At 70.7% G+C, this 17,562-nt stretch carries 3 protein-coding genes and 1 pseudogene; all 4 read right to left on the reverse strand.

Features of this window, described 5'->3' with window-relative positions:
- The coding region (locus ON38_RS21875; RefSeq protein WP_039826803.1) for an ATP-binding cassette domain-containing protein at positions 1–172 on the reverse strand (172 nt) is incomplete at its 3' end.
- Positions 169–13,707: a non-ribosomal peptide synthetase gene (locus ON38_RS21880; protein ID WP_083873000.1), complete on the reverse strand. Its 13,539-nt coding sequence runs from the start codon at positions 13,705–13,707 to the stop codon at positions 169–171. The genes ON38_RS21880 and ON38_RS21875, both read right to left, overlap by 4 nt.
- A gap of 377 nt (positions 13,708–14,084) precedes the next feature.
- Positions 14,085–15,791 carry an apolipoprotein N-acyltransferase gene (lnt, locus tag ON38_RS21885; protein ID WP_245564152.1) on the reverse strand — a complete coding sequence of 569 codons (1,707 nt, stop codon included), beginning with the start codon at positions 15,789–15,791 and terminating at the stop codon, positions 14,085–14,087.
- 29 nt (positions 15,792–15,820) lie between these two features.
- A pseudogene (locus ON38_RS21890) lies at positions 15,821–17,418 on the reverse strand (amidohydrolase).
- Between the last annotated feature and the right edge of the window lie 144 nt (positions 17,419–17,562).

Genomic DNA, 17,562 nt, shown 5'->3' on the forward strand with positions numbered 1-17,562 from the left:
CGTTGGGACGCAGCAGAGTGGTGACGATCCGGACCGCGGTGGTCTTACCCGCGCCGTTGGGACCGAGCAGCCCCAGCACCGTGCCTTCGGGGATTTCGATATCGACCTCGTCCAATACGCGGACGCGGCCGTAGTACTTCACCAGACCGGTGATCTGTACCGCGGGCTTCACTGAGCGTTCTCCTTCGTTTCGATACCGGGCTGTGATGCCGGGTCCACGCCGCGCAGGTGTTCCCGCAGCACGGGTCCGAGCACCGCCAGGGATTCCGGGGTCGTCATCTCCGCGTGAGTGCACGCCAGTTCCCGGGCGTGCACGGTGCCGGTGACGAAGTCCTGCCAGGCCGCCGGACGACGATCGGGCGCGGCCAGGTTCACCGGGTCGGCGCCGGCGGCGAAGAACAGTAGGTCGCCGTCGAATACACCGGGCCGGAATCCGTTGGCCTGGACGGTGCCGTCGGCGTAGCCGGCGTACAGCCGTTCCAGATGGTCCACCGTGAGCGCCGCGAACGGGCCGGGACGCGAACGCAACAATTCGGCGGCCTCGGCCAGGGTCGGCTCCGCACCGTCGGCGACGAGGTCGCCGCCGAATTCGCCGAGGATCTCCGCGACGGTGGGTACGGCGTCGGTGGCCAGCTCATCGGAGAGCCGGTAGCTGTCCAGCATGGTGAGCAGGGCGACCTCCTCCCCGGCCGCCTGCAGCCGCACGGCGATCTCGTGCGCGATCAGACCACCCAGCGACCAGCCGAGCAGCTGGTAGGGGCCGTGCGGCCGCACGGTGCGGATATGGGCGATGTAGTGCTCGGCCGCTTCGCCGATCGAACCGAAGCCGGGCTGCCCATTCGCCTGCGGTGCCTGCAGACCGTAGACCGGCTGATCAGCGGGCAGTTCGGCGAGCAACCCGGCATAGCACCAGGACAAACCGATCGCCGGATGGACGCAGAACAGCGGCGGCCGGCCGGTGCCGGTATCCGGACGCAACGGCAGCAGCGGAGCCAGCGCCAGTTCCATGGCGTCGGCGGCGGTACCGTCGCCGAGCCGGGCGGCCAGCGCGGCCGGGGTGGATTCGCCGAACAGCAACTGCATCGGCAGGTCGTACCCGGCTTCCCGGGCCCGGCCGACCACCTTCGTGGCGAGCAGTGAATTACCGCCCAGCTCGAAGAATCCGTCCGCGGCGCCCACCCGGTCCACCTCGAGAACCTCCGCGAAGATCTGGCACAGCGCGGCCTCCGCCGGGTTGGCGGGCGCCCGGTAACCCTGTGCGGCGGTGAACACCGGCTCGGGCAGGGCGGACCGGTCGAGTTTGCCGACCGGGGTGAGCGGCAACCGGTCGATCAGCATGATCGACTGCGGAACCATGTAGTTGGGCACCAGTTCGGACACATGCGCGGTGAGTTCGTCGGCGGTGGTGCCCGCCCCGGCCTTCACATACGACACCAGGGCGGTCGCGCCCGCGGCCGTACGATGCCCGGCGGTGTAGGAGAACTCGACCCCCGGATGCCGGCTCAGTGCCGCGTCGATTTCGCCCAGTTCGATCCGGAAACCGCGGATCTTCACCTGATGGTCGGTGCGGCCGACATATTCGATATCGCCGGGGCCGCCGTCCACGCCGGTGCGGATACGCACCAGGTCACCGGTGCGGTACATCCGCTCCCCCGGTTTCCCGAAGGGATTGGCCACGAAGCGCTGGGCGGTGAGCCCGGGCCGGTCGTGATATCCGCGGGCGAGCGCCCCACCGGCCAGGTACAACTCACCGGTGACCCCGAGCGGCGCCGGCCGCAGCCGGGCGTCGAGCACCATGGCCGCGACCCCGCGGATCGGTTCGCCGATCGGGATCGGACCACCCGGTACCAGCGGCGGCGACATCACGGTGACGATGGTGGTTTCGGTCGGTCCGTAGACATTATGCAGGTTGCGGCCCGGCGCCCAGCGCGCCACCACTTCGGCCGGCAGGGCCTCGCCACCGACCAGGACGTGCTGGAAATCGGTGACGCCTTCGGGGTCCACGGTCGCCAGAGCGGCGGTGGTGATGAAGGCGTGGGTGATCCGTTCCGCGATCAGCACCCGGGCCAGTTCCGCGCCACCGACCACTCCCGGCGGGGTGAGCACCAGGGTGGCCGCGCCGCCGAGCGCGAACAGCAGGTCCAGCATGGCGGCGTCGAAACTGGGTGTCGCGAAGTGCAGGATGCGGCTGTCCGGCCGGACATCGAAGCGCTGGGCCGTCTCCGCCGCGAAATTGGACAGTCCGCGGTGGGTGACCACCACGCCCTTGGGGGTTCCGGTGGAACCGGAGGTGTAGATGACGTAGGCCGGATTGTCCATTCGCAGCGGGGCGATGCGGTCCGCGTCGGTGAGCGGGGCGCTGGAAGCCCGCAGCACCTGTTCGCGGACCTCGGCATCGTCGAGGGCCAGCCAGTGGGCCCCCTCGGGCAACTGCTCCCGGTACTCGGCCAGGGTGAGCCCCAGTGCCGCGCCGGAATCGGAGAGCATATGGGTGATCCGCGCGGCGGGGTAGCCCGGATCGACCGGCACGAACGCGGCGCCGGTCTTGGTCACCGCCAGGACCGTGGCCACCGATTCGACCGTACGCGGAATGCCCAGTGCCACCAGCGTTTCCGGGCCGACCCCGTACCCCACCAGCACCCGGGCCAGCCGGTTGCTCCAGCGGTCGAGCGCGTCATAGGTGATCTCCACACCCGAACCGGCGAGCGCGACCGCCTGCCGGTCGACATTCGCCGCGGCGGCGAAGACCTCGGGCAGGGTGCACGGCTGGTCCGGATCGGCACGGCGCAGCGGCGCCAGTGCCGACCATTCCGTGGGCTCGAGCAGTTCGAGATCGCCGATGACCACGCCGGGGTCGGCGGCGATCGCGCCGAGCAGCCGGACCAGGCGACGGCCGAGCCGGGCCGCGGTCGGTTCGTCGAAGAGGTCGCCGCTGTAGTTCACCGCCACGCCGATACCGGCCGGCGACCGGTCGTCGGCCCGGCATTCGGTGAGGGTGAACTGGAGATCGAATTTCGCGATACCGGCGTCGATATCCATCGCCTCGATGCTCAGCCCCGGGAGTTCCAGGGCACGGACCGGTTCGTCGCGCACCGAGAGCATCACCTGGAACAGCGGGTGGTGCGCCTGGGAACGGACCGGGTTGAGCACCTCGACCAATCGCTCGAACGGCAGATCCGCGTGCCCGAACGCGTCGAGATCGGTATCGCGCACCGTATCGAGGAGATCGGTGAATCGATCGTTGTGCGCGACCGGGGTCCGCAGGACCAGCGTATTGACGAACATGCCGATCATCCGGTCGAGTTCGGGCCGTCCGCGGCCGGCGACCGGAGTGCCGACGGCGATATCGCCGACGCCGGTCAACCGGTGCAGCAGCACCGCCAGCGCGGCGTGCAGCACCATGAACAGGCTCACATTGTGGCGCGCGGCCAGACCGCGCAGTTCCCGGTGCACCCCGGCGTCGACCCGCTCTTCGACGGTGCCGCCGCGGTAGGACGGCACCGGTGGGCGCGGGCGGTCGGCGGGGACGGCGAGCAGTTCGGGTAGTCCCGCCAGCCGGGTACGCCAGTAGTCGAGCTGCCGGCGGATCGGTGCGGCGGGATCGTCCTCGCTGCCGAGCAGTTCCCGTTGCCACAGGGTGTAGTCGACGTACTGGAGTTGGTCGGCATCGATCTCGGGCCGGGCACCGAGCCGGATCGCCCGGTAGGCGGTCGCCACATCGGCGGCGAGCGGTTCCAGCGACCAGCCGTCCATCGCGATGTGGTGCACCACCAGCACCAGGATGTGTTCGTCCGGCGCCACCACGAACAGCGCGGCCCGCAGCGGTATCTCGGTGGAGAGATCGAATCCGGGGGTGATGAACCGTTCGATCGCCGCCCCGTGGCCCGCGTCATCGGCCACCGGCGAGTGCAGCGTGACCGCGGCGTCGGCCGCATCGAGCACCCGCTGCACCGGCTCCCCGTCGATCTCCGGGAACACCGTCCGTAGCGTTTCGTGCTGCTCCTGCACCCGGTGCAGGGCACCACGCAGCGCCGCGTGATCGAGCGGACCGCGCAACCGCAGCACCACCGGGATGTTGTACGCACCGGCCGACGAGTCCGAGCCGCCGAACCGGTTGAGGAACCACAGTCGCTGCTGGGCCGGGGACAGCGGGATCCGCTCGGGCCGCTCCCGGCGCACCAGGGCGGCCCCGGTGCCGGCTGATTCCCCGTCGAGGCGGGCCGCGAGTTCGGCGACCGTCGGGGCGGCGAACACCGCCCGCACCGGCAGTCGTACCCCGGTGGCCGCGTCCAGGCGACCCACCAGCTGGGTGGCCAGCAGCGAGTTGCCGCCGATATCGAAGAAACTCTCGTCCGCGCCGGTGACCGCGACACCCACCAGTTCACCCATGATCGCGGCGACCCGGCGTTCGGTTTCCGAGCCGAGCGCGCGACCGGGTGCGGCGGCGGGCAGGGCCAGGGGTTCGGGCAGCGCGGCGATATCGAGTTTGCCCACCGGGGTCAGCGGGATCTCGTCGAGCAGGGTGAACGCGGCCGGAACCATATGCCGCGGCAGGCGAGCGCTCAAATGGTCGCGCAGTTCCTCGGGTTCGGGACGCCGCGCGGGGTCGGCCGGATGAACGTAGGCGACCAACCGGTCCGAATCGCCGAGCCGGCGCACCTCGACGTGGGCGAAGTGCACCGCCGGGTGCGCGGTCAGCGCGCCCGCGATCTCGCCGAGTTCGATGCGGAAGCCGCGCATCTTCACCTGGTTGTCGCTGCGGCCCAGATAACGCAGCCCGCCGTCGGAGGTCCAGCGCACCACATCGCCGCTGCGGTAGAGCCGGGCACCGGCCGGGCCGTAGGGATCCGCGACGAACCGGGCCGCGGTGAGCCCGAAACGTTCGTGATAGCCCCGGGCCAGTCCGGGACCACCCAGATACAGCTCACCCGGAACCCCCGCGGGCACGGGCCGCAGGCGATCGTCGAGCACCAGGGCGCGGGTGCCGCGGATCAGGTCGCCCAGCCCGGCCGGATGACCGGGGGCGACCGGCGTCACCGAGACCACCACCGTGGTCTCGGTGGGCCCGTAGGCGTTGAACATGCGCCGGCCGGGCGCCCAGCGCGACACCAGCTCCGGACCGACGTTCTCGCCACCGACCATGAGACTGCGCAGCGCCGGCAACGGCCAGCGTTCGTGGTCGATGGTGGCGAGTGCGGCGGGAGTGATGAAGGTGTGGGTGATCTCGGTACGGGTCATGAATTCACCCAGCTCGTCCCCGCCGTACACCTCTGGCGGCACGATGACCATGGCGGCACCGGCCCCGATCGCGAGCAGCAGGTCCAGAACCGCCGCGTCGAAACTCGGCGACGCGAAATGCATGGTGCGCGCAGCCGGGTTCACCACCATCCGATCCCGGAACTCGTCGGCGAGATCGGCGAGCGCGCCGTGGGTCGCGGTGACGCCCTTCGGTTTACCGGTGGACCCGGAGGTGTAGATGACATAGGCCGCGTCGGTGACCCGTACCGGACGCAGCCGGTCGCCGTCGGAGACCGGACCGGCGGCCGCACCACCGATCTCGCTGCGGCCCGCCGGGGAATCCAGCAGCAGCCAGTCGATCTCCGTACCGCCCGCCGCGCGCAGCCGTTCGGCGTAACCACTGCGGGTGATACCGGCCGAGCAGCCGGAGTCGGCGAGCATATGCGCGACGCGTTCGGCCGGATAGTTCGGGTCCACCGGGACGAAGGCGGCCCCGGTTTTCGCGATGGCGAGCATGGTCGTCACCGAATCCACGGACCGGGTGAGCCCCAGGGCGACCTTGTCGCCGGTGCCGAGTCCGCGCCGGATCAGCGCGCGGGCCATGCGGTTGGCGCGCCGGTCGAGGTCGGCGTAGGTGAGCACCGTCTCGTCCTCGTACAGCGCCGGACGCGGACCGTGGGCGAGCGCGGTGGCACCGAACAGGGCGCCCAGCGTGCGCGGGATCCCGGGAGCGGGGCCGCGGGCCGGGCACAGGGTGTCGCGTTCGGTATCGGTGCGGGTGTCGATATCGCCGACCCGCACCGTGGGCCGGGCGCCGATCGCGGCGAGCACCCGTAGGAAGCGGTCCGCGAACGTTTCGACAGTGGCTGCGTCGAACAGTTCGGCGGCGTAGACGAATTCGAGGTCGCCGTCGGTGAGATCACCGGCCCGCAACTCCAGGTCGAACTTCGCGCGCGCTATATCGAGCGCGGCCGCCCGCACCGCCAGTCCGGGCAGTTCGAGGTCCGGCACCGGGGTGTCCTGCACGGTGAGCGCGACCTGGAACAGCGGGTGGCGCGCGGTGGCGCGCGGATCGTGCCCGAGCGCGGCCACCACCTGCTCGAAGGGGATGTCGGCGTGCGCGAGTGCGGCGAGTTCGGTGTCCCGGTCCCCGCGCAGCAGGTCGGTGAACGGACGGGCCGGATCGACCGGGGAGCGCAGGACGAGTGTATTGACGAACATCCCGACCAGCTCGCCGAGCCGGCGATCGGTGCGCCCGGCGACCGGGGTCCCGATGGCGATGTCCCGGCCGCCGGTGACCGCACGCAGCAGGACCGCGAGCGCCGAACGCAGCAGCATGAACGGGCTCACGCCCTCGGCATGGGCCAGCTCGACCAGGGCGCGACGCACCGGCTCCGGAATACTGCGACGGATCGAGGCGGCCGTCTGCTCGGGTTCGGCGGGGCGGGGCCGATCGTAGGGCAGGGGTAGTTCGTCGGGCAGGCCGGCGAGCTGGTCGCGCCAGTAGTCGAGCTGGCGGGCGGCGAGGCTGTCCGGGTCGGTCTCGTCACCGAGATGCTCTCGCTGCCAGAGCCCGAAATCGGCGTACTGCACCGGTAGCGGTGACCACTGCGGCGCGGCTCCGCCGCGGCGGGCCTGATAGGCCAGGGCAAGGTCACGGATCAGCGGCCCCATCGACCAGCCGTCGGCGGCGATGTGGTGCAGCACCACACCGAACCGGTAGCGGTCCCTCCCGGTACGCAGCAACGTGGCCCGCAGCGGCGTTCCCGTGGTGAGATCGAAACCGGTGGTGGCCGTTTCCCGGAGCGCCGCTTCGGCGCCGGCGTCGTCGGTCTCCTGTGGTTCCAGGCTCGGCAGCGCCCACGCGGCGGGCAGAATGCGCTGCTGGGCGCCGTCACCGTCGGCCGGGAAGACGGTGCGCAGCACCTCATGCCGGTCGACGATATCGCCGAGCGCCGCCCGCAGCGCGGGGACGTCCAACGCACCGTCGATATCGAGCACGAACGCGATGTTGTAGGCGCTGGATTCGGGAGCGAACCGGTTGAGGAACCACAGTCGCTGCTGCGGCAGCGACAACGGCAGTCGCGCGGGCCGCGGATCGTAGGCGGTCAGCGGGATCCGGGCGGTGGCCGGAGTCCGCAGCAACTCTTCGGTCAGCGCCGCGACGGTCGGTGCCTCGAACACCGCGCGGACCGGCAGGTCCACCCCGAATCGGTCGTAGAGCTCGCCGACCAGCCGGGTCGCCAGCAGCGAGTTGCCGCCCAGGTCGAAGAACGGGTCCTCGGCGCCGGTCACCGCACAGCCCAGTACCTCCGAGAAGACCTCGGCGACCCGGCGCTCGGCCTCGGTAGCCGGGGCGCGGGAGGTGGTGCCCGTGTTCAGGAACACCGGTTCGGGCAGCGCCTTGCGGTCCAGCTTGCCCGAGGGCGCCTTCGGGAACTCCGCCAGTACGGTGACGGCGTCCGGGACCATGTACGCGGGCAACTGCGCGCGCACGGCCGCCCGCACCTCGGCGGGATCCACCGTGCTGTCGGCGACGATATAGGCGGCCAGCCGCTGCCGGGCGTGCGCGTCGGTGTGCACCACCGTCAGCGCCGACCGCACCCCGGGACGACCGCGCAGAACGTGGTCGATCTCCGAGAGCTCGATCCGGAAGCCGCGCAGTTTCACCTGGTCGTCGGCGCGGCCCAGGAAACGCAGCCGCCCGGTCCGGTCGGCCACCACCAGATCCCCGGTGCGGTACATCCGTTCGCCGCGCCGGCCGTACGGACTCGCCACGAAGCGGGCCGCGGTCAGGCCGTGCCTGCCCAGATAGCCGCGGGCCACGCCGGGACCCGAGACGTACAGCTCGCCCGGGGTGCCGGGCGGTACCGGGCGCAACCGGGTATCCAGCAGGAACAACCGCATACCGCGCACCGGATGGCCCAGCGGTACCGCGCGGCCGGGACGCATCGGACCGGATATGGTGGCGGCCACCGTCGCCTCCGACGGTCCGTACATATTGTGCATGCGGTACCGGTCGGCCCAGGCCGCCACCAGTTCCGGACTGCACGCCTCACCACCGACCATGACGCTGCGCAACTGCTCCAGCCCGGACGGATCGACCGTGGCCAGGGCTGCCGGGGTGACGAACGCGTGGGTGACTGCCTCGGACCGCAGCAGCGCCGCGAGTTCGGCACCGCCGTAGACATCCGGCGGCGCGATCACCACGGTGGCCCCGCAGGTGAAGCCGAGCAGCAGTTCGAGCACCGAGGCGTCGAAACTCGGCGAGGAGAAGTGCAGGGTGCGGGCGGCCGGAGTGACACCGAACAGATAGCACTGTTCGGCGGCGAAGGAGGCCAGGCCCGCGTGGGTGATGACGACGGCCTTCGGCGTACCGGTGGAACCGGAGGTGTAGATCAGGTACGCCGGATGCGCGGCGCGCAGCGGCGCGATCCGCTCGGCGTCGGTGATCGGCGCCGAGGATACGGCGGCGCAGTCGGTTTCGATTTCCGGCGAGTCGAGGATCAGCCACGATTCCACGGCACCGGAAACCTCCGCCAGCGTCGCGACCTGCTCCCGGCCGGTGACCCCGAGCCGGGCTCCGGAATCGGTGAGCATATGGGCGATCCGGTCGGCCGGGTACGCCGGATCCACCGGGACATAGGCGGCGCCGGTCTTGGCGACCGCCCACACCGCGGTGATCGCGGCCGGACCGCGCGGCAGCGCGAGCGCGACCACCGTCTCGGGCCCGGCGCCCTGCTCGATCAGCAGCCGCGCCAGCCGGTTCGCGCGTTCGTCCAGCTCCCGGTAGGTGGTGTTCCGCCCGCGGTAGCGGATAGCGACCCCGTCGGGATCCCTGACCGCCGACCGGCCGAACAGATCGGCCAGCAGGACCGGCGGTTCGGCGGGTCCGCCCGCCAACGGCACCAGGTTGCCGCGTTCGCGCCGCTCCAGCACCTCGATATCGCCGACCGGGCGCCGGGGGTTGCCGACCGCCGCGTCCAGCACGGCGACGAACCGGCGCGCGATCGCGGCCACCGTCCGCTCGTCGAACACGTCTGTCGCGTAACCGATCTCGGCGTGCAGTTCACCACCGGCATTGTCGTCGTGGATCTCGAGCTGGAGGTCGAATTTCGCGATGGCCCCGTCCAACGGCAGGATCTCGGTACGCACACCCGGCAGCGCCAGTTCGAGTTCACCGGCGTTGTCGTAGGACAGCATCACCTGGAACAGCGGATGACGCGCCCCGGAGCGCTCCGGGTTCACCACCTCGACCAGCCGCTCGAACGGGACGTCGGCATTGGCGAAGGCGTTGAGATCGGTTTCCCGGACGATATCGAGCATCCGATCGAAATCGGCGCCGGGATCGACTTCCGTACGCAGCACCAGGGTGTTGACGAACATCCCCACCAGTTCGTCCAGCGCCGGATCGGTGCGGCCCGCGATGGGGGTGCCGATGACGATATCGGTGCTACCGCAGAGCCGGGCCAGCAGTGTGGCCAGCGCGGCGTGCACCACCATGAACATGCTCGCCCCGCGCGCGGCCGCCAGTTCCGCTGCCGCGCGCCGGGTTCCGGCCGGGATGGTGAACGAGACCCGCCCGCCTCCGGTGGAGCGGCGGGCGGGACGCGGACGGTCCAGCGGGAGGTCGAGCTGATCGGGCAGACCGGCAAGTTCGGCCCGCCAGTGGGCGATCTGGCGGCTCAGCGCACTGGCCGGATCGGATTCCTCGCCGAGCAGCTCCCGCTGCCACAGCGCGAAATCCGCGTACTGAACCGGTAGCGGAGTCCACTGCGGCGCCCGTCCGGCGACCCGCGCCTCGACCGCGGTGGTCAGATCCCGGGCCAGCGGCACGACCGACCAGCCGTCCCCGCAGATGTGGTGCAGCACCAGTACGAGTACATGGCGGTCCTCGTCGAGGGCGTACAGGGCGACCCGGACCGGGAACTCGGTGCGCAGATCGAAGGGCCGGGACACGAATTCGGCTGCCACGCTCGTGATCCGGTGGCTGTCGGCCTCGATCACCTCGAGCGTGGGCCCGGCGTCGGCGGCCGGATGGATCCGCTGGTACGGGCCTTCGCCGGACTCGGGGAAGGTGGTCCGCAGGCTCTCGTGCCGTTCCAGTACATCGAACAGCGCGGCCCGCAGCGCCTCGATATCGAGGATGCCGTCGAGCTGGACCGCGAGCGGCATGTTGTAGGCGGCGGCGTGCTCGGCGAAACGGTTCAGGATCCAGAGCCGCTGCTGGGCCGGGGAGAGCGGGATCCGGTCGGGCCGGACCATCGGCACCAGCTGCGGTGAGGCGAGATCCGGTTCGTGGTGGGAGAACCGATCGCTCAGCTCGGCGATGGTGCCGGCCTCGAACAGATCGCGGATGGTGAGCGCGGTACCGAGGGCGGCGTTGATCCGGGCGACCGCGCGGGCGGCCACCAGCGAGTTCCCGCCGAGTTCGAAGAACCCGTCGTCGATTCCGACCTCGGGCACGCCGAGCAGCTCGGCGAAGATCGTGGCCAGTGCTTCTTCCACCTCGTTGCGCGGCGCGGTCCGGGCACGCTGTTCGGTGGGGCCGGGGGCCGGGAGCGCCGCCCTGTCGATCTTGCCGTTACTGTTCAGCGGCAGTTCGTCGAGCACGGTGACCGTGGCGGGCACCATATAGCCGGGCAGCGAGCGGGCCAGGCCCGCGCGGACCGCGGCCGGTTCCGGGCGCGCCCCGCCGCGCGCCACCACATAGGCCGCGAGCTGATCACCGGCGGCGGTGCGGTGGGCGACGCAGACCGCGCGGGCGATCCGCTCGTCGGCCAGCAGAGCGGATTCGATCTCGCCGAGTTCGATGCGCAGTCCGCGGATCTTGACCTGGAAATCGGTGCGACCCAGATATTCCAGCACGCCGCGGCGGCTTCCGGCGGACCCGAGTTGCCAGCGGGCCAGATCACCGGTGCGGTACATCCGCTCGCCCGGGGCGAACGGATCGGCCACGAACCGTTCGGCGGTGAGCGGCGCCTGGCCGAAGTAGCCGCGCGCCAGCTGCACACCGGCGAGGTACAACTCCCCGACCGCGCCCGGCGCGACCGGGCGCAGCGCGGCATCGAGAACGTAGGTGCGGGTATTCCACACCGGCGAACCGATCGGGACCGATTCGGGGTTCGGCGGGCAGTGCCAGTAGGTCACGTCGACCGCGGCCTCGGTGGGCCCGTACAGGTTGTGCAGTTGCGGGCCCGGCAGCGCGACGTGGAAATCGCGCACGGTGGCCGGCGGCAGCGCTTCACCGCTGCAGAAGACCCGGCGCAGCGACACGCAGTCGCCGACCTCGGTATCGGTGACGAACACCGAGAGCATCGAGGGCACGAAGTGCGCGGTGGTGATGTCCTTTTCCTGGATGATCCGGGCCAGGTAGGCGGGGTCGCGGTGCCCGTCCGGGCGCGCGACCACCAGCCGCGCGCCGGTCTGCAGCGGCCAGAAGAACTCCCATACCGAGACATCGAAGGTCGCCGGGGTCTTCTGCAGTACGGCATCGGTGTGGTCGAGCGGGTATTCGTGCTGCATCCAGCGGAGCCGGTTCACGATGGCCGCGTGGGTGATGCCGACTCCCTTCGGGGCGCCGGTGGAACCGGAGGTGTACAGCAGATAGGCCGGATGGTCGCCGCGCAGCGGTGCGATCCGATCGGCATCGGTGACGGGCGCGGGATCGAAACCGGACAGATCGACGGTGTCGACCGCGAGCAGTTCGGCATTGCCGGGCAGTTCGAGTCGGTCGCGAACGGCGACCAGGAGCGCGACCGGACGGGCCCGATCCACGATTCCGGCCAGCCGCGCGACCGGATGCTCCGGATCCAGCGGAAGGTAGGCGGCACCGGTCTTGATCACGGCGTACATCGCGACCACCAGTTCGATACTGCGCCGCAGGCACAGACCGACCACCTGTTCCGGGCCGGCGCCCGCCGCGATCAGCCGCCGGGCCAGGCGATTGGCCCGGGCGTCGAGTTCCCGGTAGGTCAGCGCCGCGCCCTCGAACTCCACCGCCACCGCATCCGGGCAGTGCCGCACCCGGTCGGCGAAGATCCCCGCGAGCGTCCCGGTGCCGACCTCGGACGCCGTATCGTTCCAGGTGTGCAGCACCTGTCGCTGTTCGGCGGCGGTGAGCACGGGCAGTTCCCGGACGCGGGTGTCGGCTCCGGTGGTGAGGAAGCGGTCCAGGAAGTTAAGGAATCGGTGGTGGTGGGCGGCCACCTCGTCGTCGCTGTAGAGCAGCGGGTTGGCCTCGAAATCGAGATGGACCCGGCCGCCGTCGCCGTTGTACAGGTTGACCGAGAGATCCTCGACCGGCCCGGTGGCCAGCACATGGACCGATACCTCGCATTCGGCGAAGCGCAGCGGCCTGCTGAACAGCATGATGTTGATCATCGGGCCGAAGAAGCCGCGGGTATCGCGGTCGTACCCGCAATCGCGCCGGATATCGTCGTGCCGGTAGCGCTGATGCCGGAGGGCGCCGGTGATCTGACGTTCCACCACCCGCACGACGTTTTCGACGGTGGTGCCGGGTTCGAAGCGGATCCGCAGCGGCACCACATTCGACACCACCCCGGCCGAGCGGCGCAGCGATACCGTGGTGCGCGCGGAGACCGGCAGGCTCAGTACCACGTCGTTCTGCCCCGTCATGGCCCGGACGTAGCAGGCCATGGCCGCGGCGTACAGGATCGGATCGGTCGCGTTGCGCTGGGTGGCCGCCGCCGCGAGGGACGCCTCGGTGGCCTCGCTCAGCACCGCGGTGGCCAGCCGGCGACCCGCGTCCGCGGTGGCCGGCGGATTGGCCACGGTGGACAGACTCACGACCTCCCCCGCGCCGTCGAGGATTTCGCTCCAGTAGGCGCGGTCGGTGGTGAACCGCTGCGAATTCCGGTACTGCCGTTCCCCCGCGTACAACTCGGCCAGCGGGGTCGCCCGCGACACCGCGGGTTCCCGGGACTCGTAGTAGGCCGTGTAGATCTCCGCGGTGCGGACCAGCGCGTTCATCGCCGCATAACCGTCGACGAGGATGTGGTGCACCCGGGAGTACCAGATGTAGTCGCGATCCCCCAAGCGCAGTACGGCATTGAAGACCAGCGGGTCGTGATCGACATCGACCGGAGTGCTGACGTCCTTCTTCATCCATGCCAGGGCCGCGGCATGCGGGTCCGGCTCGGACCGCAGATCCAGCCGCGCCCAGCCCGGCCGCGTCGTCGGATCGACCACCTGGTGGGGCACTCCGTCGACCTGGACGATGCGCTGGAGGCCGACCTCGGTCTCCACGCCGAAACGCTCGATCGCATACAGCAGCAGGCCCGGGTCCAGATCACCGTGGAATTCCACGTACTCGGCGATGACGAGCGGGATCTCGGGCTGGATCCGCTGGGCATACCACATCGCTGTCTGCGCGGGTGTGAGCGGAAACGGTTCGGCCGAAACTTCCGCCGACGAACTGCTATCGACCCCGGTGGCCGACGATCTCATCAATCACTCCGTTCTACAGCTCGACACTCCCCGAACAGCCCGCAACCGGCCTGTACCGGCCGTGGGGTGTGATTCACGACTGGTTATTCGGAGCATCACGGTGAATGGATTGCAGTCGAAACCGAATGGTTACCTGGAGCCGGAACAGCTATCGGACCACGGTGTCCGATTTCCGGCGCAGTGCTGACGCCGAGACGCGGAAGATCGCTTCACTTCTGACCCGGCGGGGCCGGGGCGCTGCCTAGATACTACGCACAAAGAGCCAGCATGTTTACCCCTCGCAATCGAAAAATAAACAAAGCGCAAATCGGGAGAACCGTCGGCAGCCCAGGCGTTATCGCAGACTCGCCGGTGGCGACGAGAATCCGTTTCGGCGGTCAGCCGGACACGGGCGCCGTGGAGGTCTGCGCCGCTCGGCGATCGGCTCGCCGCCGGACGATCGAGATCACCACACCGGCCGCCGTCACGAATACGGCGACCAGCTCCGGCCAGGGCCCCAGCGTCGTCGCCGGGGTGTGCGAATCACGCAGCGGCACCTCGGCGACCAGCGCCTCGGGCGTGAACAGCGCGCTCTCCTGCCGCACTGTGCCGTCCGCGGCGATGATCGCGCTGACCCCCGAGGTGGCGGCCACGACCAGCGAGCGCCCGTGTTCGACCGCCCGCACCCTGGACATCGCCAGTTGCTGGTAAGTCATTTCACTGTCACCGAAAGTCGCGTTGTTCGTGGGGACGGCGAGCAATTGCGCACCCGAGCGCAACGAATCCCGGAAAGCCCGGTCGAAAGCAACCTCGTAACAGGTTGCCACCCCTATTTCCGTACCTGCGGCCCGAATTGTTCCGTCTCCGTGACCCGGAACGAAGTATCCTGCCCGGTCCGCATAGTCCGAAAAGAGCCGAAAGAAACCGCGCATCGGCAGGTATTCGCCGAAAGGTTGTACTATTTTTTTGTCATGGCGGTCTCCCGGGCCGCTTTCCGCGGTCCAGACCATCACCGAATTCGTGGTGGTGCCGTCCCCGTTGACCAGCACCGCTCCCACCAGAATGGGTGCCGAGATCCGCCGCGCCGCCGCCGAAATGAGCGCGGCGGCGTCGGGATTGCGCAATGGGTCGATATCGGAGGAGTTCTCGGGCCATACGACCACATCCGGGGCCGGAAACAGACCGCGCGCCACCTCATCGGCCAGCTGTTCGGTCCGGCGGACGTGATTGTCGAGCACGGCCCGACGCTGCGCATTGAAATCGAGACCGAGACGGGGCACGCTGCCTTGAATGGCGGCCACGGTGATCGTCCGGTCCCCCTCGAGCGGACCGGGCAGCGTCGTCCCGAGGCCGAGCCCGGCCGCGGCGAGCAGCAGGCAGGTCCCCGCGGCGACCGCCGTGGCCACCCGCCCACCGCCAACCGCCGCATCAGCGCGCCTATCCGCGATCTCTTCCCCTGCCCGGTCCGCCGCGGCGCTCTCGTCGGCACCTCCCGGCACAGTGTTCACCGCCGCCCGGCGCGCACCCACCTCCCGGAGCACCCAAGCAACCACCGCGGCCCCGCAGGTTCCGCTCAGTGCGGCGACGAAGCTCACCAGCGGCGCGCCACCGTAGGCGGCCAGCGGCAGAAACCATCCATCGGCCTGGCCGAAGGCCAATCGCCCCCAGGGGAATCCGCCGAACGGAAAGCTCGACCGGCCCCATTCGGCGGCCGTCCAGGCCAGGGCGAGCCACAGCGGCCAACCCGGCAGGCGGCCCAGCAGCCGGCCGAGCGCCCCGAACAGGCCCAGGTACACCGCGCACGCGGTGGACAGCGCGAGCCAGGGCAGCGGTCCCACATAGATTCCGGTCCACGGCAGGAGCGGGAGGAAGAAGCCGAGACCGGCGAGAAAGCCGTAGCCGAAACCGGCCCGCAGGCGTGGCCCGCTGCGGACGACCAGCGTCAGCAGCGCGATTCCCGCGGGGGCGAGGAACCACCACGGCCGCGGCGGGAAGCTGCCGAACAGCAGGACACCGGCGAGCACCGCGGCCACCGACCTCACCACCACCGGATAGCGGGCAAGCCCCCCGGTCCACCGGATCGCCGGCCCGTCACCCTGGTTCACTGCTGCATCCTGTTCCGCTCGAGCCGAGATCACGCCTGGTAGATGGGGACACCGTCGCGCACTGTGCGCAGGCAGCGCGGCAGCTCGGCGTCCGGGGTCAGCGGCGGCAGTCCGGGGACCCGGGAGCGGGGGTCGTGGACCAGCGCTGGACCGTATCGGTGGGTGCGGCGACCACCAGCTCACCGGCCTCCCACACCGCGTATGAGGCGGGCGCCCCGGGCACCAGGGTGCCCGCGACGCCGTCGCGTACCCCGCCGGCCCGCCACGCGCCGCGGGTGGCGGCGGCGAAAGCGGCCCGTGGGGAGAGGCCGTGCCCGGGAGTCCGGTGCTGGACGGCCGCACGGACCGCCGCCCACGGGTCGAGGGCGGTCACCGGCGCGTCCGAGCCGATGGCCAGCGAGATACCGGCCGCGGCCATGGCGGCGAACGGGTTCAGTGCCGCGGCACGCGTGGCGCCGAGCCGTTCGGCGTACATGCCGTCGGGTCCGCCCCAGGCCAGATCGAACGCGGGTTGCACACTGGCGATCACGCCCCAGCCGGCGAGGGCCTCGATCTGTGCCGCGTCCAGCAGTTCGGCATGCTCCACCCGGTGGCCGCGCGCGGCCACGGCCGGACCGCCGAGTTCGGCGACCACCTGGCCGAACCCGGCCACGACCGCGTCCAGCGCCCCGTCGCCGATGGCGTGGAAACCCGCTTGAATGCCCGCTTCGGTACAGGCCCGCACATGCGCGGCGATATCCGCGGCATCCAGGTAGGAGACCCCGGTCCCGGGGTCGTCGGCGTACGCGTCACGCAACCAGGCGGTATGCGACCCGATGGACCCGTCCACGAACAGGTCACCGGCGAGACCGTGCGCCCCCAGGTCGGACAGCAGCGCACGCGCCTCGTCCGCGGTGCGCACCGCCTCGCCCCAGTAGGCCCGGACCTGCACCCCGTGCTCGAAGGCGAGCAGTTCACGCAGATCGGTTTCTCCTTCTATATCGGGGCCCGCGCATTCGTGTACGACCGCCACCCCGTGCGCGGCCGCGGCGTCCAGCGCGGTCCGCCGCGCCGCGTCCCGCTGTTCCCGGGTGAGCCGCGTCCGGGCCGCGGCCCGGACCAGATGATGCGCCGCCGCCCGCACCGGCTCCCCCGGGACGAACCCGGTGGCGGATCGCAGTCCCGGGACATCGTCCAGTAGCGCCGAGGAGGCCACCGCGGAATGGGCGTCCACCCGGGCCAGGTACACCGCCTGCCCGGGCCGGGCGGCGGCGTCCACCTCGGCGACCGTCGGCGGCCGGCCCTCCGGCCAGCGGGTCTCGTCCCAGCCGTCGGCGAGGATCGCGCCATCGGGGTGGCGGGCGGCGTACTCGGCGACCAGTTCCAGGCATTGGGTGAGGGACCGGGCCGCCGACAGATCGAGGCCCCCGAGCTGCAGGCCGAGCGCGGTGGTGTGCAGATGGGGTTCGACGAAGGCGGGAGTCACGAAAGCGCCGTCGAGCTCGACGACCTCGGCGTCCGGATGCAGGGCACGTCCCACATGGTCGGCGCCGAGCCATACGACGACGCCGTCGGTCACCGCCAGGGCGGTGGCATCGGGCGCACTCGAACTGTAGATCCGGCCTCCGACCAGCAGCTGCGTACTCACGGGAGTCCAGTCTGCCGCACCGCCGCCCGGGTCGCGCGGGCCGGTCCGGGCGCGCGCGGGCGGCACCGGCCCGCGACGCCGGCGGATCATCCGGACCGTGGTGGACCCGGCGGTGGGTTCTCCGGTCCACCGGCGACAATCACC

The sequence above is a fragment of the Nocardia testacea NBRC 100365 genome (genome assembly GCF_000308775.1).
Classification (GTDB): Bacteria; Actinomycetota; Actinomycetes; order Mycobacteriales; family Mycobacteriaceae; genus Nocardia; species Nocardia testacea.

What these genes read in the sequence shown, in the direction of transcription:
- ON38_RS21880 (WP_083873000.1), bottom strand. Translation starts at nt 13,707, where the DNA reads ATGAGATCGTCGGCCACCGGGGTCGATAGCAGTTCGTCGGCGGAAGTT.